The sequence below is a fragment of the Bacteroides sp. AF34-31BH genome (assembly GCF_003602795.1).
Lineage (GTDB): Bacteria > Bacteroidota > Bacteroidia > Bacteroidales > Bacteroidaceae > Bacteroides > Bacteroides uniformis.
The window spans coordinates 24,350-44,848 of the sequence record NZ_QTLV01000017.1 but is presented as its reverse complement, the minus strand read 5'-3'; the positions used below and the strand labels follow the sequence as shown (position 1 = coordinate 44,848).

The window sequence follows — 20,499 nt, the reverse complement described above, 5'->3', positions numbered from 1 at the left end:
TAGCAATCATCATTTCACTTGCGTTCCTTCGCGCAGCAGTCCGGCACCTGTGGAAACAATCTCGTCACCCACTTTCAGTCCGTCCAGCACCACGTATTCGCGTCCGTCATTTATTCCTGCCACGGTAATCAGGGTAGAGACGGCCTTGCCATCCACTACCTTGTATACCAATGTCTTGTCCTGCAACTGTACGGTGGCTTCTTGCGGAATCACAATGCAGTTCTTATACGTGGCAGGCACCACCACCGTGCCCGATGCCCCGCTATGGAGCAGGCGCGATTCGTTGGGGAAGACCACGCGTGCCACTACCGTACCCGTCTGGCGGTCGATGACACCACTGATGGACTCGATGGTACCTTTCTTGTCGTAGACGGAATTGTCGTTCAGACGCAGCTCTGCCGCCGGCATGTTCTTCAGCGCCTCGTCCATGCTGCCGTACTGGCGTGTCAGGGCGAGCAACTGGTTCTCGGTCATGGAAAAGTAAACGTACATGTCGCTGTTGTCACTGACCGTTGTCAGCGGTTGCGGCAAGCTGGGGCTGACCAATGCCCCTGCACGGTAGGGCAATGCCCCCACCACCCCGTCGCTGGGACTCTTCACTTCCGTATAGGAGAGGTTGTTGCGTGCGCTTATCTCCTGGGCCTCGGCCTGCGAGAGTTGCGCCTTGGCGGTAAGGTAGCTGTTTTCGGCAGTCTTCAGGCTGAATTCCGAAACCACTTTCTGCGCATACAGTTCCTTGTTGCTGTTATAAGTCAGTTCGGCAGTAGCCAGTGCGGCACGTGCCGCTTCCACATTGGCAACGGCCGTTTTGAGTGCAGCCTTGTAGGGAACCTGGTCGATGATGAAAAGCAGTTGTCCCCGGCGCACCTTCTGCCCCTCGGTCACACACAACTTCTCGATGGTACCCGACACTTGCGGATAAATATCTATGTCCTGCCGTCCGCGTATCGTTGCTGAGTACGAAGTGGAAAGCTCTTTGTCCGTCGCCTCCACTTTCATGGTAGCATAAGAAGGTTTCATTCCGGAAGCATCCGATGCCTGCTTGCAAGATGCCAAACACATTGTACAACCGACAATCCCTATCAGCCGTATCCATTTTCTGTTTAATGTAATCATACTTTTTCTCATTGTCTTTTTGTTAAAACTGGTGGCAAAAGTAGGAGAAAGGAACAACGCCATAATGACCAATTACACTCCAAAGATGTTCCTTTTTCGACATTCATCTTTTTTAAGGCTAATGAATTGTCTATAAATGATATATAGAACAAGAAAGCCGCATAATGGAACATCCCATATTTCCCATTATTCACCAACTTTGCAAAACGAAAAAGGAAGAATATGGAGAAAGGGAACATAAAAATCGTAGAAATCGCGGACTTTAAGAACAGCGAACATGTCCTTGACTATGTAGACAATGACTTTGTCATAATCAATAGTCTGGAGGGAAGCCCCTACAATGAAGATACAATAAGATTAGGATGCTTCCTTATCGCTATCTGTCTAGAAGGCTGTATCCAGTTGGACGTCAACTACAAAACCTACCAACTGGAAGCAGGCGACTTACTGCTCGGCCTTCCCAATACCATTATCAGCCACGCGATGGTAAGCCCGAAGCACAAGATAAGGCTTGCCGCATTCTCCACACAGTTCCTACAACGCGTGGTCAAGATGGAGAAGGATACATGGAATACCGTTATGCATATCCACAACAATCCCATAAAGTCTGTCGGGGAGGAAGGGGACAAGGAAATCTTCAAATTCTACCGGGAACTGCTTATGGCAAAGATAAACGACGAGCCTCATCACTATCACAGGGAAGTGATGCAATACTTGTTTTCTGCCATTTTCTGTGAGATGTTGGGACACCTCAACAAAGAAGTGAACCCTTCAGAAATGACAGTCGATACAAAAGAAAGCATCAAACAGTCCGACTATATCCTGCGTAAGTTTATAGAGATGTTGTCCAAAGACAACGGCATACACCGTTCTGTAGGATATTATGCCGATGCACTCTGCTATAGCCCCAAACACTTTTCGAAGGTCATCAAGCAGGCATGCGGACGTACACCGCTGGACTTGATAAACGAGAATGCCATTGAACACATCAAGTACCGGCTGAAGCATTCGGACAAGTCCATCAAGGAGATTGCAGAAGAATTTAATTTCCCCAACCAGTCTTTCTTCGGGAAGTATGTGAAGTCTTATCTGGGTATGTCTCCGGCACGCTACCGCAATACGAAAGAGGAATGATTTCCCCTACTCTTGGGGCTCACTCCGTAAAGGTCTGCATTAGGAAGCTAAACCTTAACTTTACGACGCTAAAGGTCAACTTTACGATGGCTAAACCTCAACGTATCACTTCATCACACACCGCATCCTGGAAAGCGCGTGCTTCCCTGCCCGACAGTGCATTCTGGTTCATGATGGCAAAGGCTATCTCGTGTCCGTTGCGGGCTTTAAGGTAGCCGGCCAGGCAGTTGATGGCGGTAAAGGAACCCGTCTTGGCATGTACATTTCTGTGGGAAAGGGTGCCTTTCTTCATGCGGAACTCCAGTGTACCGTCCACGCCGCCAATGGGCAAGGCCTTATAAAGTTTCTGGAAAACATCCGTACGCGAGTAGGCATATCGCAGGAAAGAAACCAAGAGTTCCGGTGAAATGTAGTTGTAATTGGAAAGGCCGCAACCATCTGCCAGATTATACCTATCGGGGTTATATCCCATCTCTTTTATCAGCATGCGGATGGCGGAAAGCCCGTCCTCGGCAGAGACACGCTTCTTTCCGCTGCTCTGCACACCCAACCGGCAGAGCATGGCTTCGGCATTGAGATTATCGCTCTCCTTCATTATCTGTTTCACCACATCCTGCACGGAAGTTTCATAGGAAGCCATCCGCACGGAAAGACTGTCTTGCCGGAACTCGCCGAAGAGGTAAGAGACTTCCGCTTCTGCCGCCGGAATGCACCGGATGCCTCGTGCCTGCAACCGTTCCATAAAGGTATGCATGAAGAAGTCCTGCGAAGAAAATATATTGACCGTACCTGCACGGCGGGCATCGACGTTGCCCGTCACGGTGATGTTGTTCCCGTTCACCAGCCAGTCGCGCGACACACGGAAACGTCCGGCAGAAGGGGTACGGCTTTGGGTCTTGTTCGTCAGTGTATAATAGGAAGAGGCGGGAGTGCATTCAAGGCGTGCGCTGTCGCCCCGTTCGCCGGGTGTGGCGGTAACCTTCACCACTCCTTTATTCAGCATCAGCGGTGAGAGGTAGGGCTGGAAGGAATAGGGAGTATCATCCCACAACCAGCCGCTGCCCCAGTACAAGGAGTCTTTCATGGAGACATCTCCATACACCTTGCCTTTGATGACAGAGAAGGGGAAACGGGCCACGGCAGCCACCAGGGAATCCAATGCCTCTTCATCAAACTCCGGGTCGTAACCGCCTATCACATACATATTCCCCTGCAAGGTATCGCGCTCAATGGTTCCCTGATACCACACTTCCGTACGGAACGGCTCGTCGGCTTCGGGACGGGAAAGGGCGGTAATGGTGGTCAGCAGCTTCATAGTGGAAGCGGGACGGGAAAGCTTGTCCGCCTGATAGCCGTACAAGGGCTTGCCGGCAGTCAGGTCATAGACCGAAATGGCCACATTAGAGCCTGCGGGAAGTTTGTGTTCTATCAACGCATCAATCCGCGCAGAGAGCGGCTTCACCGGAGTTACCGTCTCTTGGGACCACAATGGGAGCAGGCAGACGGATAAAATTAACAGCAACAATATCCTTTTCATAAATATATTTATCTTTAAAGGCAAAAGTACGACAATCTTACAAATGAACAATAACCAGGTAGTCTTTTCATAAATTATATCCAGCCATCCATCTTAATATTCCTTTAAAAATACTACTTTTACATAGGCAAAATCTCCCAGTTACTATCACTCTAAAATTGATGTACCATGAAACTACAACTTACAATTGCCAGCTTTACAATATGCCTCCTTTTCTCCCCCATGCTTCGGGCACAAGAATCTCCGCGCATTGTCAGTTATGACTTAACCGTACAGATTGATGTACCGAACCGACAGGTCGAAGTAGGCGGTTCGTTTGAAGTTGATTTCCAGGACAGTGACTCAATCTCGTTGGTACTATGGCGCCATGCCCGTATCGACGCACTACGCCACAGCAGCCGGGAGATAACCTACCGTTTCGATACGCTTGCCCCAGCACCTGCCCAATTCATTCCCGACGGACGGACCTTGACCCTCTACCGGCCGGCAGGAGCCGATGACCGCTGCCGCATAAATACCCGTTACACACTCTACATGCAGGAAGTGCAGGGCCCTGCAAAATCATTCAATGACCATTGGATTGAACTTGGTTACTATACGGGATGGTATCCTGTCTGCAACGGTAACCGGGCAGATTATTCGCACTTACGAATCGGCATCACTGACGGTTATACGGTGAGCGGCTCAGGTATTATTTCCCATACAGAAGAAGGGATGTGGGAAATGAAGCAACCTTGGGAGAATTTCGACAATGTTATCCTGGCTTCACCCATGCTGAAAAGCCGCCGCATCAATGATAACGGAACTACCATTGAACTTATCTATACAGACTTCCCGGATGCCGGTGCAGACTCGGCACTTCAATGTTGCCACAATGCCTTGAAATTCTTCCGACGCCTTTATAAAATTGCGGGAGATGAGGATATTTACATGAAATTCCTGCTTTCAGCTTCCGGCACCTCAGGAGGGTACAGCCGTAAAAATTTCATTATGCTCAGTTCACGAACATTCAATGAATATGTACTCAAGAACACCGCCCACGAAATCGGCCACTTCTGGTGGAACAAGGCTCCGGTGGAATCCTGGCACGACTGGCTGAACGAATCTTTTGCCGAATTCAGTGCTTTGCAATACATACGCCACGCCCGCGGCGAGAAAGCCTATGCCGCTTACATCGACGCCTATCGTAAGGAAACACGCCATATCCGTCCTATCTGGGGTATTGACCGCAACGACCGCGAAGCGCATCTTGCCCTCTATAGGAAAGGGTCAGTACTACTCGCCGACCTGCTTGTCCGGGTGGGTGAAGAACCTTTCTTCAACTTTCTGGCAGGTGTCATCCAAGCCCATATAACAGACACATCGGCTTTCCTGGATTTTGCGGAAAGCCGATTGGGACGTAAAAACCGGGACTGGATTAAAAAGCGGTTAAAAGAATAAACACCTGATTATTCTTCAACTGTTCCTTTCGCCACCGGCTTCTCAAAATGAGTGCCGCACTTCCTGCATACATACTCCCAATGCTCAGTGCCCGGAGGTGCGGCCGACAATGCCGCAATAACAGCAGCCACCACAGCACGCACCCGATGGCTCTTCTTCAGCACAAACTTAATCTCATCCGAACCGCAATGGGGGCAGTACCTCAACTGTTCCAGAATCATCTGGTTCCGTTCAAGCAGACGGAGGGCATTGTCATATTCGTCCTCATAGACAAATATATCCACTCCCGTGACATCACGGACATATCCGCGCATCACGGAAGACATGTTTTCATTATGCAAAACAGACGCAATGCCCTCATTCTTCAAGGCACCCTGAATAACATGTGCCTGAAAGGCATCGTCGCAGGTGATTAGCTTTACGGTTTTCATCTTTTATGTTTATATGAAACAATAGTCATGGGTTCTACAATGCCTCCTTGAATATCTCTCCCACCGTGGGGTGCGGAAAGACAATCTTCTTCCATTCATCGGCAGTAAGTTTCAGCTCGATGGCCATGCCTGCCAGCGTGATGATTTCCGAAGCGGGATTACCCAAGACATGTGCCCCCAATACGGTATCGTCACTGCCCAACAGTAACTTGCAGACGCCATTCACTCCTTCATTCTCTGCTACAAAGCGACCACTGTACGCCATCGGAAACTTCACAGCACGATAGGCAACGCCTCTCTTCTGCAGGGATTCTTCTGTCTCGCCCACACCGGCTATTTCGGGATTGGTATACACTACGCCGGGGATGGCACGATAGCTCATAGTGTCCTTCTTGCCAATGATGGAATGTATGGCTACTTCCGCCTCGCGGACGGCTGTATGCGCCAGCAAGGAATATCCCGTCAAGTCGCCGCAAGCATATACTCCGGGAACTGAAGTCTGCATCTGTCCGTTGACAAAGACATTTCCGCGCTCCGTTCTTTCCAAGCCCAGATTCTCCAATCCGAAGCCTTTCATTACCGGACGGCGCCCGACACTCATCAGAAGCCGTTCGGCAACGACGGAACCGGGACCGTCGGCTGTTTCATAATTCACCTGGATAAGGGAAGAAGCTTCGGCAGTATCCGGCATGACAGACACTACTTTTGCACTCAGCATGAACTTGATTCCCCGCTTGGCGTACTCTGCACGGAGCATACCCGCCAGCTCTCGGTCCATACCGCCTCCCAGTATCTCGTCCAGCATCTCGACGACGGTTACCTGCACTCCCAGGCTGTTGAAGAAAGAAGCGAACTCCATACCGATGACACCGCCGCCGATGATGGCAAGCGAAGCGGGCAGTTCCTTGTTGTCCAGCGCGTCACGATGGGTCCAGTAAGGCACCTTGTCTATGCCGGGAATGGCAGGGACAAAGGTTTCGGAACCGGTGCAGAGCAGCAGGTTCTCGCATTCGTAGGTTTCTCCGCCGCACTCCACATGATTCTTGTCCGTCACTGTGGCCTCTCCGCTGACAATCGTCACACCATGGGCAGTCAGCTTTCCTTTGATTCCCAATACCAGCTTGCGTACTACCTTCTGCTTGCGGGCAATAATCTTGGGCAAATCAAACGATACTTCGGGCACACTGACCGCATACTTTGCAGCATGGCGGGCTCCGTCATAGGTCTTGGCCGAATACAACAAGGTCTTGGTAGGGATACACCCTTCATTCAGGCACACTCCACCGAGACTCTGCTTCTCAAATAGTACGACACTCAATCCTACTTTTCCGGCAGCTTCGGCAGCAGTATATCCCGCAGGACCTCCACCGATAATGGCAACTTGGTATTTCATGGAATTAATGGTTAGTGGTTAATGATTAGCGATAATTTGTGCGCAAGTTAATAAAACCCGTATTATCCGACAAAAAAGAACACTTCTTTCTTTCGGAGAATACAGCGTAAAGAGGAAATAATTATCTTTGTCGTGCAGCATTTACAAAGAATGCCACGTCCAATGGACATAAATCAAATAATAACCAACATGAAAACGACTGACTTATTCCAACCCATCCTTCTGTTCGCTCTTTTTCTTTGCGGCTTGACGGCTTGCAATGATAGCGATGAAATCCGCCTCTCGCCCTTTCAGGAAACTACCGTGAAGGGCGAAGCCTCTACCCTGCAGATAGACCTAACACGCGGCGACTGGCGCATAACCTCCATCACCACCCCATGGGGAGACCTCATGATGGATGGCAACAAGCTCCCACAACTGGAAGGTACGGGAAGCCTGCATTATAAATGGTGGGACTTGGAACGGGACACCGACAGCCATCTCATCCTGCACTTTAAAGACAACTTTGACTTAGGTGAATCCCGTAGCCTCATCATCAACCTTGAGATGAAAACGGGACTCTACAAGGAACAAATCATCATACACCAAGAACCGTGCACTAACTTCTATCAGATAGAGTCCATCGAATACAGCGTGGAAGAAGGTGACGGAGTGAAAGAAGCCGGAACAGGACCTGATAAGAGTACCTATAAAAATGAAAATCTGGGAAACACAACCGACAAGCATGACTACTATCCATTCATCAATAAATGGACAGAATACGCATTCATACCCGATGGGCACTCTGATGAAACCTTCAAAAGCATAGACCCGGAGAAACGTAGCATCTATCTGCCCAACCACATAGAAGACGGAAAAATAATCATGGGACAACAACTGTTATTCTTCATCAACCAAGGCAAGTATTACAAAGAAGACGAACTGAGATATAAACATTTTGAAGTAGACATAGTAGGTATGAAATGGAACATATACACTTCAACCATCTACTACAAACGGCTTCAAGTGACATTCACCGCCACTCTTTCACGTCCCGGTAGCGATACAAAGAAGGTACTCAAGGGTAAATTCATGCAGAGATACCCTTATGACTGCTCGGAAATACATCACGAAGTAAAGGATTCTTTAGAAGATTAGAGTCCGGTGTCTGTCAGACAAGACTCCACCTCCTCCCTGCTCAATGCCGGAGCTTGCCCATCGGCAAGCTTGCGGCATACCAACCGACCGGCCGCCAGCGCTTCCACCTTTGTTGCAAATGGCAGGCGACCGCTCAAAGCAGGTATAAAAGGTTGATATATCAGGGTATCGGCTCCATGCAGCACCACGTAGCCGTAACCGCCTTCCACCTCCATCACCCGGCATTTCAACTCATTGCCACCGCCGGCAGTATGACCCGAACAGCAAGAAAGGCATACCGCCATCACAGCCGGTACACCTATCTTTATCATAATAAACATCAGCTTCATAAGTTCCGTTCAATTATGGGGCGAATCAGACTTCCTCTTCCTCATCGGGTAGAAGTTCGTACACATCATCAAAGTAGCTGGTACCGCTTGTTCCCGTCAGCACAAAACCACGTTCGCCGGTAGAGAAACCAACGGCAGCCCTGCGCGAAGAAGCGCCGGAAGGATAATTATGCACATCTGTAATGGGGGTAAAGTCGTCGTCGGAATCGCCGTACCATAAGTCTTTGTCAGGGTCGTACAGCCAGTAGTCGCTGCTCAGGGAAGTGCTGTTACGTATTCCCGTAGCCACAAACCCTCTGCCCCCGATGACGAAGGATACGGCTTCGGACCGTGTGATGGCGTAGTCATCGTCATAGTCATTGTCGGAGTCCGTATCGGCAATGTCACGCAACTGGGTCCAGTTGCTTCCGTCGAACTTCCAGAAATCCACCAGGTCAGTACTGTTGTTTCGCCCGCAACAGATGTAGGCCACCTCATCGATGACGAATGCCGTACCGAAGTAGCGCTTCTCGCCTCCATACCCGCTCACCGCTTCCCATTGCGAACCTTCGGCGCCATTGGGGTTGAAACGGTAGAAGTCCATCTTGTAGGCACTCTCGCTGCCGGTAGCGTCGCTGTTGCAGCCCGTACCGACATAGCCATATCCGCCTATACTGAAAGCCAGGGCACCGTCGCGTACTCCGCCTTTGAAGTCGTCTTTCCGTGTCCAGGTATCCGTGGCAGGGTCATACTCCCAGGTATCTGCTACACAGTAGGACGAGGAGCCGTCCTTTACGGAACCGGTCGTAATGTATCCCTTGCCATTCACGGCAAAGCCCACGGCAGCCTTGCGCCCGGCAACGGGCATGTCGGCACACTGCGTCCAGCTGTTCCGGCTCATGTCATACTCCCAAAGGTCGTTCAGGTAATCCTTGTTCGCTCCGTAGAAGCCGCCACACAAATATCCATAATTGCCGATGGTGAAGCCGGAGGCATAAGCGCGGTACACACCGTTATAGCTGGCTTTCTTCATCCACTGCCCCTGAGTGTATTCATCCTCGTCCGTACAACTGCCGGCAATGCACACGATGGCCAGCAACATTATTCCTACCAATAGTCTGTTCATTGTTTATTGTTTTTTTAATGATTAAGCTTTATACTTCCCACTTTCCAAAACAAGAAGCTGCGGGAGGTCCTTTTTGTCTGTTCGCAAAAGTAAACCACCGCAACCACACCGACAAAAATAACCGACGAACAGTCCGAAATTCCCGTTAAACGCCTTTACCGATAAAAACCGTCCGAACGCCGATTTTTGTAGGAAGATATAAAAGTTTTGCCTTTCCTTTGCCGCCAACTAAAAGAACAGAAATGAAGAAGTCATTGTACAGCTTATTCGCAGTCCTCGCTATCTTCTGCGCCTGCCAGGACGAGAACTCGCAGCTTGGAAAGAGCCTCGTGGAAAGCTCCTTCTATAATGTATACGCAGACACCTGCTCGGTAGACATCAGCACCATCCTGCTAGACTCCATAGAGACCCGGGGCGACAGCATCTGCCAGCTGGGACATTACCGGAGCAGCGCCTGGGGAGAAGTATCCGCCACCTACTATGCCGAATACTCCACGTCCGACTTCACCCCCAACACAGACTATACCTATACCCTCGACTCCCTCGTACTGCGAATGATACCTTCGGGCCATTTCTGGGGAGATACCCTGACGCAACAGCGCATCTCCATCTACCGGCTGAAAAACCCTATCGTGCTGGACAACGACGAGGACCTTTACAACAGCACCGTACTCCCGACGGAAGATGCCCCACTCTTCAGCTTTACCTTCACCCCCTGCCCGGGGCGGAAGAAGGAAGTAAGCGTCCGCCTGCCCGACTCATGGGGACAGCAACTGCTGAATGACCTCGTGGCCCAGGACGACTACTTCGATACCCAAGACAAGTTCAAGAAGAAATTCCCCGGACTGGTCTTTGTTCCCGAAAACGACGGGCAGTGTATCACCGGATTCATGGTGAACGACTCTGCCATGAGCATCAACCTCCACTATCAGGAAGTCTCCAACCAGCGGACCGGACAAGTGCTGACTTTCAACGTAAACACCGACTATGCCTATACCGGTATCCGGCACGACCCCACCGGCACCCACCTTGCTTCCCTGAAAAGCGGAATAGAGAACCTCGTCCACTCCAGCGACATGGGTTGCCTGGCCTATATGCAGGGATTGACGGGTTACTACAACCAACTGGAATTCCCCTACCTCAACAGCCTCGGAAGTGCCGGACAGATAGTCTCCATAGAGAGCGCCACACTCTACCTCTATCCTCTGGCCCGGAGCTACAACGAAGTGAGCCAGCTTCCCAATGACATCCGCCTTTATATCACGGACGAGAACAATGTGCTGGAGGACTACGTATACGGCAGTGACGGCGTAACCGTACAGACCGGCGACCTGACCATCGACGAGATGTACGGGAAAGAGACCTACTACTCCTTCGACCTCACCGAATTCATCCGCAACAACTACGGCACTTCGGGCATCAAGCGGCAGAAACTGCTGATGAGTCTGACAGACGAAGAAAGCACCACCACCTTCAACCAGGTCATCTTCACCAACGACCCCGAACAAGAAAACCAATGCAGATTAGACGTAAGATTCAAAATATACAACGAGCAATGAAACGCCATTACCGGATTCCCCTTCTGCTGTGCAGTCTGTGTACGGCAAGCCTCACCGCCGTGGCACAAAACACCACCAACCTGCCCACCTCCATGTACGGAGTGGGCGAACTGAGTGCCGGTGACGGCGGACGTTATGCCGGCATGGGCAACACGGGCATCGCCCTGAACCGTACCGGATTTCTGAACACGCTGAACCCCGCAGCCATCACCCGCATGGACACCGCCTGCTTCACGTTCGATGTGGGTGCATCTGCCTCATATGCCCGCTACTCCTTTCTGAGCGAACACAGCTCCAACTTCACCGGCAACCCCAACCGCATCAGCATGGGCTTCCGTGTCCTGCCGCGCTGGTATGCCCTTGTAGGTGCAGCACCATACAGCAGTGTGGGCTATGTCATCCAGACCGAAGAAGAGATAGAGGGAATGCCCGGCAACTACACCTACTCGCTCTTTGAGGGTACGGGCGGACTATACCGGTGCTACGTCACCAATGCCTTTGCACTGAGCAGGCAACTGTCGGTCGGCATCAACCTGGGGATGATAGCGGGCACAGTGACGCAAAGCGAAACGCAGGAAAGCGCCGTCGTAAAGTACGAATCTTCTAAACAGGCCTTTTATGCGGACTTCGGCATACATTACGAATGGGGTGCGACCGGACAACGGAAGTGGGCGGCAGGGCTGGTATTTGCTCCCTCCCTTCCCATCAGCCACGACAATACACTGACTTACAGCAACTCATCTACCAGCGAGAACCTCGATAAAGGATACCACAGCCGTACACAATATCTGCCCATGCACCTCGGCACCGGCCTCAGCATAACCACCGAACGCTGGGTGCTGACCGCCGACTACAACTACCTGGACTGGAGCCGCAACTCCTCCTCCTACACTTCCATGAAATACGAGAACCAGCACAAAGTGAACCTGGGAGGCAGCTACATTACCAAGCCACGTCTGGCACGTTCCACCGAGCTGATGGGTGGAATAGGTTTCGGCAACTCCTATATCAACCTGAAAGGCGGGAAGATGCAGTATCTGGAAGCCAGTGTAGGGGCGAGCTTCCCCATCCGGTACTCCTATCTTTCGCTGGGCGCCACCTGGCGGAAACAACTGAACACACGCAGCAATCTGATGCAGGAAAGCCGATTCAGCCTGAATCTGAACTTGACGTTCGGGGAAAGGATTTCGAGAGCAAAACTAAAGTAATACAAGGTTCCGGTTCACCACAGATTACACGGATTTTACACCGAATGATTATCATTTGTTGGATCTATATATGCAACGCGTTGCATATATAGATGCAGCACGCTGGAACTATAGATCCAACAAACAAAGTATATAGTATCTGAAAACAGGGTATTACAACACTGCCAGCCTGGACACATACCCTTTCACCCTTTCGCGGTAAGCATCGCCAATGGGGACATCCTTCTGCTCGATGAGCAATGTGCTGCGCCCGATGGCGCTGATGCAGTCCATGCGGACAATAAAAGAACGGTGTACGCGGATAAATTCATCGGCCGGAAGTTTTTCTTCCATATACTTCATGCTACACAAGCTCAAGATAGGCTTAGGGGCATCTTTACAGAAAATCTTCACATAATCGCCCATACCTTCTATATAGTTTATCCGTTCCAGGTCGAGCCGCATGATGCGGTTGTCACACCGCATGTAAATCACCTTCGGAACCTCTTCCGGACCTTGCCTTTGCTTGGGGGCGGACGTACCTGCATCCTGCAAAGAGAACCAGCGTGCCGCTTTGCTGACAGACTGGAAAAACGTGGAGAAATTGAGCCCGTCCATCAGATAGTCCAACGCATCCAGACGGAAACATTCGGCAGCATAGCGGTCGGTGTCTGTAATGAAAATGACACGAGTGGACGAGGACAAGAGCCTGCAAAAATCCATTCCGTTGATTTCACCTTCTTCCACCGGATAGATGCCGACAAAATAAACTTCCACTTTTGTCTCATAATAATCCTTCAGCGCTTCAAGAGGATTGCCGTACTTTCCGTGCAAAGAGAGAAAAGGAACTTTGCCGATATACTCTTCCAATCTTCCGGCAATCTCCGGGTCCGCATGCAAAATGGCACAATTCAAGTTCATATCCGTTTCTTTTTTACATAATGGACGCTGCCACATCCAAAAAACTGCAAACAGAAGAGCTAAAATTAAGCTTTATTTATGATTCAAAAACAATCTGCCTCTACGGAAAGACTATATTATCAGGAAAATAAAGTGCTTATTATGAACAGTTTCAAAAAATAAACTTATCTTTGCATGTACATCCCCACAAAAAGTAAAGGCTATGAAACAACAGAAACTATTCCACCTCGTATTGTCCGCCATGCTGATTGTTTGCACGACCGGCTGTTATGATAAAGACGAAATTAAAGATGCTGAAAAATATCTGTTCAAAGATATTCAATACTCTTTTGAAGAAGGGGATGGATTCAGTACGTATGATGTAGAGCTCCTGCCCTTCATCATGGAAAACAATTTAAACAATAGTATCACCACCACAAACTCCCCCTTCGAAGACACATGGCAGGAAACCACCTTCCAGAGCAACGACCCCGAAGCATTTGTATGGATGGGGGAAGAAGATGTGTTCGTCAATACCCCTTACATGTTTGGAGATGAACTATTGTTAAGTGGGGCAACCATAAAATATGGCAGCGAAACAACAAAAGCCAAAGGTCCAAACAGCAGTACTTCCACCATCAGCATACAACCTCACTGTCGGCTCATCATAAAAGGAACACTACACTACAGCAAGCTTGTAGCTACCTATACGCTGACATTCGCAGGTGAATATACAAAAACGGAAAAACAGATAAAGGGAAAGTTCATACAAACAACTCCGGAAAGCTACACAGGAGACATTACCATGGAACCGATAACGGCAGATTAAAACGGAATCGCATACGTGGGCACACCCTATTGCTCACCCTCTCCGTTCCTCCAGTAACCGGATAAACTCCTCCTCCTTGACGGGAAGAAGCACTGCACACTTGCCCTCGCCATATTTCACGAGCACATAGCGCATCACCGCAAACCGCCCTACCTGCATGGAAGAAGCACGCTCCACAGAAGTGATGTCTTTCATCAGAATTTCCTTACTCCGGGAGAAACGGCCGAAGGACAGCACCAACTTCCCGTCGGGCGTTACGGTATAGGTGGTATGAATCAGCTTCTCGATAATAACCACCAGCCAAAGCATGAAAATAGCAGCCAGGAACGGAGACTTGTACCAAAGCATATAGACGGCGAGAATACCTATCAGGATGAGAAACAGATACTGCCCCATAGCAATGCGCGCATGAAAGATTCGATTCATTTTATCTGATTTTTGCCGCTAAGGTACGTATTTTTATGATAACAACTTCTTCATTAGTATCTCCATTTTTCGAACTTCCGTCACATTCAGCTTGCGGCAGACCGAAGCACATAACAATTCTACCCGTTCCGGCGAAAAATAAATCAGTTCTGCAATCTCCTTTACAGACTGTCCAAGAGCTACCAGCATACATATCAGTTCTTCATCCTTATCCACCTCCGGAATAGACTGATAAAGTTTTTCTAAAAAAGAAGGATAATGAAAAATAAAGATTTCACGGAATACAGCCTCACGAGTTCCAGACAACAAAGCCTCCGAAGCATTGGGAGAATCTTCCGAAATCATTTCGCGCAAAGCTCTGGCAATCTCCTGCATATTAAAAGGTGTCACTGTTTTCTTTGTTTTCATTGTATCTTATTTCACCATTATACATATTTACAATCGTTTTGATACAAATTTGCAAAATATGCACAACCTAACCATAAGAATACGATATACAATCTGATATACAATTTCATATTATATTTATTATCAAATAATTAACAAGAAACAAAAAAACAAGTCCATTGTTGTAAATTTTAAATTAAGAAATTATATCTTTGCCTTACAAAACAAACAGTCCACAAAATATGAATGCCAAAAAACTTTCATTTTTACTTCTGATTCTCGTAGCTGTAGCCTGCACCAACCACTCCACCTCTTCGGAACAAGACGAAATGAGGCATTGGAACAATGTCCTTCAACAAATCAATGCCTTACTACTCGAAAACAAAGCGCGACAAACGTTGGATCTTGCCAAACAGACCTTGCCCGAAATCCTGGAATCGGCAGAAAAAAACGGAACTACAGATACCCTGATTTACTATGCCCGCAAGATATTTAATGCCTGCGGGAACAATTACATAAACACCAAACAATACAAAGACGGCATCGACTATATGGACAGCATTGGGAACCATCCCCTCATCCGCGAACATTGCCCGCACGAACTGCTGAGTTTCAAGGCCGGACTGAACCAACTGTATGGCAATAACCCGGAAGCTGTCCGACTGGCAGAAGACTACCTCCAGTTACCGGTCTGTACCAGTGCCAATGACTTTATCCGGCAGGCAGAAATCATAAGCGGTGTCTACATGTACTCCGGAAACAATCTACCCAAAGCTATCCAAATTTTGGAAAAAGCAATAGATGTCTACCGGAAAGGTGGAAACTTCCCGAACATGCTGCGGATAATGTCACGGTTGGGCATCTATTACCACCTCAGTGGCGAATACGAGAAAGCTATAGCCACTAACCAAGAAGCCATAGCCACTTACAACGACAGCATAGCACCTGGAAATGTAGTGATTGCCTACGGAGAACAAGCTAATCTCTACGCCGAACTGGGTATGTACGACCAGGCCCTGGAAATGAACAAAAAAGCCCAATACTACTCCATGCTGAAAGACAGCTTCGGACTGGGAGACTTGTACCGCTACCGTGCCCAGATCTTTCGTAACATGAATCAAAAGGACTCTGTATTCCACTACCTCAGGCTGGGAGAAAAGTTGTCAATGATACAAAACAGCTTTAAGGGCGTATTCGTAAACAAAGTAGAAACGGTAAACAGTTATCTGGACTATCCCGACTCTTTGGAAAAAGCACTGCAACTTGCCCTTAGCATCTGTCCCGATACCACACGGATGCCCCAATGGGCCAAATACCAACTCAACCTCCACCTAGGCCGGGCCTTACTGCAAACCGGGAAAGAGCAAAACGGCATACACCTGATAGACCGGGCTGCACAAGACCTCATCAACATGAAGTTCATGGAAGGCCGCGATGCCAACGAGATATTAATGGATTACTATCTGGCCAAAGGCATGAACGACGATTTTGCTCGTTGCTACATCCGTAACCGACAGTTTGCCGATTCTCTGGACAATAACGAAAAGAAACGTGCTGTGGCAGCAGCCAACATCCGGTTTGATGCCAACCAAAAAGAGAAAGAAAACAAACTGCTCTCGGCACAAGTGCAATGGCAGCAACAGCAGTTGTTCTACAACATCTGCATCTCCATTACATTACTGTTGCTACTTATCACCACTACAGCCTATTTCATCATCCGAAGGAAGGCCAACCACCAGCTTATAGAAAACAACAAACGGGAAATACAGACCCTCATTACCCGGCAGCAAGACCTGAACCGCCGCAACGAACAACTGACGGAAGAAATAGAACGGGCCATGGCTACCAATAACCTCAACTCCATTCGCCAGCTCACCGTGCAAAGCCTGCTCAGCAGGGAAGATGAGAACACATTCCGCCGGTCGTTTGCCACCATACATCCTTCTTATCTGCCCAAGCTCCGCGAAAGTTATCCTCAACTGACCCGCAACGAAGAATTGCTGGCCATGCTCATCTGCATGAACCAAAGTACCGACGAAATAGCCCTTATCATGGGAATCAACCGGAATAGTGTAAACGTAGTCCGTTCGCGCATGCGCAAGAACATGGAATTGCCCAAAGAAAAATCCCTGGATGAAGTATTGAAACAATACCTTACATAACAAATAAAAATAAGCCCGCTTATTTTGCTCTACGTTTGGTTTACACTATCTTTGCGGCGTTTAATACACAAAACCTATGGTAAGAAAGTTCGATTTTCTCGTTATCGGCTCCGGACTTGCCGGTATGAGTTTTGCGCTGAAAGTAGCGCATAAAGGAACAGTAGCCCTCATTTGTAAGGCAGGTTTGGAAGAGGCAAACACTTATTTTGCACAAGGAGGTATCGCCTCTGTCACCAATCTGGCCGTAGACAATTTTGAAAAGCATATCGAAGATACCATGATTGCGGGTGACTGGATAAGCGACCGTGAAGCCGTAGAGAAGGTGGTGCGCAATGCCCCCGAACAAATCAAGGAGCTTATCAAATGGGGAGTGAACTTCGACAAAAAGGAGGACGGAGAGTTTGACCTGCACAAAGAAGGCGGCCACTCCGAATTCCGCATCCTCCACCATAAGGACAATACGGGTGCAGAGATACAGACCAGCCTCATTGAAGCTGTGAAGCAACACCCCAACATCACCGTACTGACCGACCATTACGCTGTGGAAATCATTACCCAGCATCACCAGGGAATCATCGTTACCCGCCACACCCCCGGCATCAAGTGCTACGGTGCCTATGTGCTGAACGAAGCGACGGGCGAGGTGGATACCTTCCTTTCCAAAGTCACCATCATGGCAACGGGCGGTTGCGAAGCCGTTTACCGCCATACCACCAACCCGCTGGTGGCCACGGGAGACGGCATTGCCATGGTCTACCGTGCCAAGGGAGCAGTGAAAGACATGGAATTCATCCAGTTCCATCCCACAGCCCTTTTCCATCCGGGAGACCGCCCCTCGTTCCTCATCACCGAAGCCATGCGCGGTTATGGCGGCGTGCTGCGTACCAAAGACGGAAAAGAATTCATGCAGAAGTACGACCCGCGACTCTCACTGGCCCCGCGTGACATCGTGGCGCGTGCCATCGACAACGAAATGAAACAGCGCGGTGAGGACCATGTGTATCTGGACGTCACCCACAAAGACCCCGAAGAAACCAAGAAGCACTTCCCTAACATATACAAGAAATGCCTCAGCATCGGTATAGACATTACAAAGGAATACATACCGGTAGCCCCCGCCGCCCATTATCTCTGCGGTGGCATCAAGGTGGATTTGGACGGACAGAGCAGCATCCGCCGCCTGTACGCCATCGGCGAATGTTCGTGCACCGGACTGCATGGCGGCAACCGTCTGGCAAGCAACTCACTGATTGAAGCCGTGGTTTATGCCGACGCGGCAGCCAAACACGCGCTGAGCGTACTGGAACGTTATGACTTCAACGAAGACATTCCCGAATGGAACGACGAAGGTACCATTTCCACCGAAGAACGTGTCCTCATCACACAAAGCATGAAGGAAGTGAACCAGATTATGGAGGCATACGTAGGCATTGTCCGCAGCAATACCCGGTTGACACGTGCCTGGAACCGACTGGACATACTTTACGAGGAGACAGAAGCACTCTTCAAGCGGAGCAAGGCTACCCGAGAGCTGTGCGAACTGCGCAACATGATAAACGTAGGATACCTGATAACAAAGCAAGCCATGGAACGCAAGGAAAGCCGCGGACTGCACTACACGATAGACTATCCGCACGCCAAGAAATAAACATAAATCCTCTCCATCATGAGGAAACAATATTTCTCTTTCATTTTTTTGTATATTTTCTCAAGCTGTCTCTACAGTCAGACGATGGACGACAATATCATCATCAACTGCTGTGAAGACAGCTATGTTTTCAAAGAAGGACCAGGAGACAACCCCATCGTACAAAACACCCGAAAGACCGAATATGAAGCCTTGCGGATGGGAGCTACCGTACAACCTCATATGTTCTATGGCGAATTCATCTCCCTGGACGAAGCCAAAGCCAAGGGAGTACTTGCCCCCAAAGCCATCCACCGCCATGCCACACCGGAAAATGTATTCTTCGACGATACCCGCATCTGCTACTTCAACCTCTCCCTAAGCCGGCAGGGGAAAAAGGCGGCCGTACAGTTCAGCCGTACCTTCCATGACCTGCGCTACTTTACACGCATCTACTTTCCGGAGGAATACTTCATCCGCAAGAAACGTATCACCGTCACCATTCCTGCCGCACTGTCCCGTTTCCGGTTGGTGGAGAAGAACTTCGGTCCCGGCATCCGGTGTGAAAAGAGCGTGAATAAGGAAGGGGATTCCCTTTTTGTCTACACCTTAAAAGGAGTGCCTGCCACCCGAAAGGAAGAAGCTGCTCCCGCAGACAACTGCCTCTATCCCCATCTGCTGGTGACCGGTCCCTTTGCCGATGTACAGGCCATGTACCGCTGGCTGAACGGACTGGCCGAGGTGGACTGCACTCTCCCCCAAGCCGAAATGCTGACGGATGAAATTACTGCCGGATGCACCGATGAACTGGAGAAGATACGCCGCACCTATGCCTACGTACAGCAGAACATACGCTACATCGCCTTTGAAAACGGATTGGCAGGACATCGGCCCGACCGGCCTGCCGAAGTGCTGCGCAAGCGTTACGGCGACTGCAAGGGAATGGCACTCCTGCTGCGCACATTGCTGAAAGCCCAAGGATTCGATGCCCGAATGGCCTATATCGGTACGGACGACATCGCCAGTTCTCCCGACGAAGTGCCGACACTGGCTGCCATCAACCATGCCTTCTGCCTTCTTTTCCATCAAGGGAAAAGATATTGCCTGGATGCCACCTACCGATACCTACCGCCCGAAGACATCCCCCAAGGTATACAAGGCCGAAAAGCACTGGTAGAAAACGGAGACAGCTGCCTGATACTGACTCTTCCCCAGCAGGATGCCTCTACCTCTACGGACAGTCTCAATTATCACTATCGCTTGATGACGGACAGCAATCCCCCTACCCTGAAAGGCACCGCCATCCGCGTAAGTACGGGCGAATACAAGGAATACCTGCTCAGTCTCTACCATGACACCCCCAAGGAGAAGCAGACAGACCTGCTAAACAATCAGATAAACAATACCGCTGCCGTACAATCGGCCGATGGAGAGTACTGCCTCGAAGCAGACCCGCACGAAGATTTCTTCCACCAGCCCATTGACACCACCCGCCGCAAGCAGGATTACCTACTGCCGTGGAGATGCCGTATTATACGCGAGGTAACGATTGATATTCCACAAGGATATGCCGTGTCTTATTTGCCTGCAGACTTTCACATTGAAACGAATCAGGGCATCCTCAGTTGCTCCTACCGCGCCGGAGCAGGATATATCCACTTCCGAAAAGTGATGGAGATACGCAGAAAACGTATTCCACTTGCTCTTATCCCTGCTTGGAATGATGCCCTGCGACAATGGAAAAAAGCCTGCAACGAACAGATAGTAATCCGGCAAAGCACCCTTTAAACAAATAATTGA

Annotated in this window: 18 protein-coding genes; 9 read left to right on the top strand and 9 right to left on the bottom strand. The window is 49.5% G+C overall.

Translation table 11 applies throughout. The features are described 5' to 3' along the window. Nucleotides 1–9: 9 nt before the first annotated feature. A complete protein-coding gene (locus tag DWZ67_RS18890; RefSeq protein WP_034523281.1) occupies nt 10–1,116 on the bottom strand; it encodes an efflux RND transporter periplasmic adaptor subunit in 1,107 nt (368 codons plus the stop codon). A gap of 222 nt (nt 1,117–1,338) precedes the next feature. On the opposite strand from DWZ67_RS18890, the gene DWZ67_RS18880 reads away from it, so the two are divergent. Further along, nucleotides 1,339–2,250, top strand: coding sequence for a helix-turn-helix domain-containing protein (locus DWZ67_RS18880; protein WP_022400615.1), 912 nt, complete (start codon nt 1,339–1,341; stop codon nt 2,248–2,250). A gap of 97 nt (nt 2,251–2,347) precedes the next feature. Here the strand turns inward: DWZ67_RS18880 and dacB are convergent, their stop codons facing one another. Continuing rightward, on the bottom strand, nt 2,348–3,787 hold the full coding sequence (gene dacB / locus DWZ67_RS18875) for a D-alanyl-D-alanine carboxypeptidase/D-alanyl-D-alanine-endopeptidase (RefSeq protein WP_008662297.1): 1,440 nt from the start codon (nt 3,785–3,787) through the stop codon (nt 2,348–2,350). A gap of 168 nt (nt 3,788–3,955) precedes the next feature. On the opposite strand from dacB, the gene DWZ67_RS18870 reads away from it, so the two are divergent. Further along, complete coding sequence (locus DWZ67_RS18870; RefSeq protein WP_120139494.1) at nt 3,956–5,227, top strand: M1 family aminopeptidase; 1,272 nt, start codon at nt 3,956–3,958, stop codon at nt 5,225–5,227. An 8-nt stretch (nt 5,228–5,235) separates the two neighbouring features. Here the strand turns inward: DWZ67_RS18870 and DWZ67_RS18865 are convergent, their stop codons facing one another. Beyond that, on the bottom strand, nt 5,236–5,658 hold the full coding sequence (locus DWZ67_RS18865) for a DUF2007 domain-containing protein (protein WP_117588944.1): 423 nt from the start codon (nt 5,656–5,658) through the stop codon (nt 5,236–5,238). A gap of 34 nt (nt 5,659–5,692) precedes the next feature. Continuing rightward, entirely contained in the window at nt 5,693–7,051 is a 1,359-nt protein-coding gene (gene lpdA / locus DWZ67_RS18860) for a dihydrolipoyl dehydrogenase (RefSeq protein ID WP_120139493.1), read from the bottom strand. Nucleotides 7,052–7,240: 189 nt separating this feature from the next. Here lpdA and DWZ67_RS18855 point away from each other — a divergent pair, with 189 nt between their 5' ends. Next, nucleotides 7,241–8,188, top strand: coding sequence for a hypothetical protein (locus DWZ67_RS18855; RefSeq protein ID WP_035457628.1), 948 nt, complete (start codon nt 7,241–7,243; stop codon nt 8,186–8,188). Here DWZ67_RS18855 and DWZ67_RS18850 read toward each other — a convergent pair. Both DWZ67_RS18850 and DWZ67_RS18845 read right to left on the bottom strand, forming a co-directional pair. Then, nucleotides 8,185–8,517: a DUF4907 domain-containing protein gene (locus DWZ67_RS18850; protein WP_005825250.1), complete on the bottom strand. Its 333-nt coding sequence runs from the start codon at nt 8,515–8,517 to the stop codon at nt 8,185–8,187. The genes DWZ67_RS18855 and DWZ67_RS18850 overlap by 4 nt on opposite strands. A gap of 25 nt (nt 8,518–8,542) precedes the next feature. Continuing rightward, complete coding sequence (locus DWZ67_RS18845) at nt 8,543–9,622, bottom strand: Kelch repeat-containing protein (RefSeq protein ID WP_005825248.1); 1,080 nt, start codon at nt 9,620–9,622, stop codon at nt 8,543–8,545. 242 nt (nt 9,623–9,864) lie between these two features. Here DWZ67_RS18845 and DWZ67_RS18840 point away from each other — a divergent pair, with 242 nt between their 5' ends. Further along, nucleotides 9,865–11,181 carry a DUF4270 family protein gene (locus DWZ67_RS18840; protein ID WP_120139492.1) on the top strand — a complete coding sequence of 439 codons (1,317 nt, stop codon included), beginning with the start codon at nt 9,865–9,867 and terminating at the stop codon, nt 11,179–11,181. Continuing rightward, a complete protein-coding gene (locus DWZ67_RS18835) occupies nt 11,178–12,389 on the top strand; it encodes a hypothetical protein (RefSeq protein WP_117887849.1) in 1,212 nt (403 codons plus the stop codon). The genes DWZ67_RS18840 and DWZ67_RS18835 overlap by 4 nt, the downstream gene beginning before the upstream one ends. 153 nt (nt 12,390–12,542) lie before the next feature. Here the strand turns inward: DWZ67_RS18835 and DWZ67_RS18830 are convergent, their stop codons facing one another. Then, a complete protein-coding gene (locus DWZ67_RS18830; RefSeq protein ID WP_044468289.1) occupies nt 12,543–13,289 on the bottom strand; it encodes a LytR/AlgR family response regulator transcription factor in 747 nt (248 codons plus the stop codon). 202 nt (nt 13,290–13,491) lie between these two features. On the opposite strand from DWZ67_RS18830, the gene DWZ67_RS18825 reads away from it, so the two are divergent. Then, nucleotides 13,492–14,097 carry a hypothetical protein gene (locus DWZ67_RS18825; protein WP_005833978.1) on the top strand — a complete coding sequence of 202 codons (606 nt, stop codon included), beginning with the start codon at nt 13,492–13,494 and terminating at the stop codon, nt 14,095–14,097. A 33-nt stretch (nt 14,098–14,130) separates the two neighbouring features. On the opposite strand, the gene DWZ67_RS18820 is transcribed toward DWZ67_RS18825, so the two are convergent. Next, the gene (locus DWZ67_RS18820) at nt 14,131–14,523 is read right to left on the bottom strand and encodes a PH domain-containing protein (RefSeq protein ID WP_005833977.1); all 393 of its coding nucleotides are present in this window, start codon (nt 14,521–14,523) and stop codon (nt 14,131–14,133) included. 33 nt (nt 14,524–14,556) lie between these two features. Continuing rightward, on the bottom strand, nt 14,557–14,931 hold the full coding sequence (locus DWZ67_RS18815; RefSeq protein ID WP_009037523.1) for a helix-turn-helix transcriptional regulator: 375 nt from the start codon (nt 14,929–14,931) through the stop codon (nt 14,557–14,559). 221 nt (nt 14,932–15,152) lie between these two features. On the opposite strand from DWZ67_RS18815, the gene DWZ67_RS18810 reads away from it, so the two are divergent. The 3 genes from DWZ67_RS18810 (at nt 15,153) to DWZ67_RS18800 (ending at nt 20,487) form a co-directional block, all read left to right on the top strand. Next, nucleotides 15,153–17,072: a tetratricopeptide repeat protein gene (locus DWZ67_RS18810; RefSeq protein WP_120139491.1), complete on the top strand. Its 1,920-nt coding sequence runs from the start codon at nt 15,153–15,155 to the stop codon at nt 17,070–17,072. 76 nt (nt 17,073–17,148) lie between these two features. Next, nucleotides 17,149–18,720, top strand: a complete 1,572-nt coding sequence (nadB, locus tag DWZ67_RS18805) for an L-aspartate oxidase (protein ID WP_005825234.1) — start codon at nt 17,149–17,151, stop codon at nt 18,718–18,720. Between the two features lie 18 nt (nt 18,721–18,738). Continuing rightward, complete coding sequence (locus DWZ67_RS18800) at nt 18,739–20,487, top strand: transglutaminase domain-containing protein (protein ID WP_117963578.1); 1,749 nt, start codon at nt 18,739–18,741, stop codon at nt 20,485–20,487. The last annotated feature ends 12 nt before the right edge of the window (nt 20,488–20,499 follow it).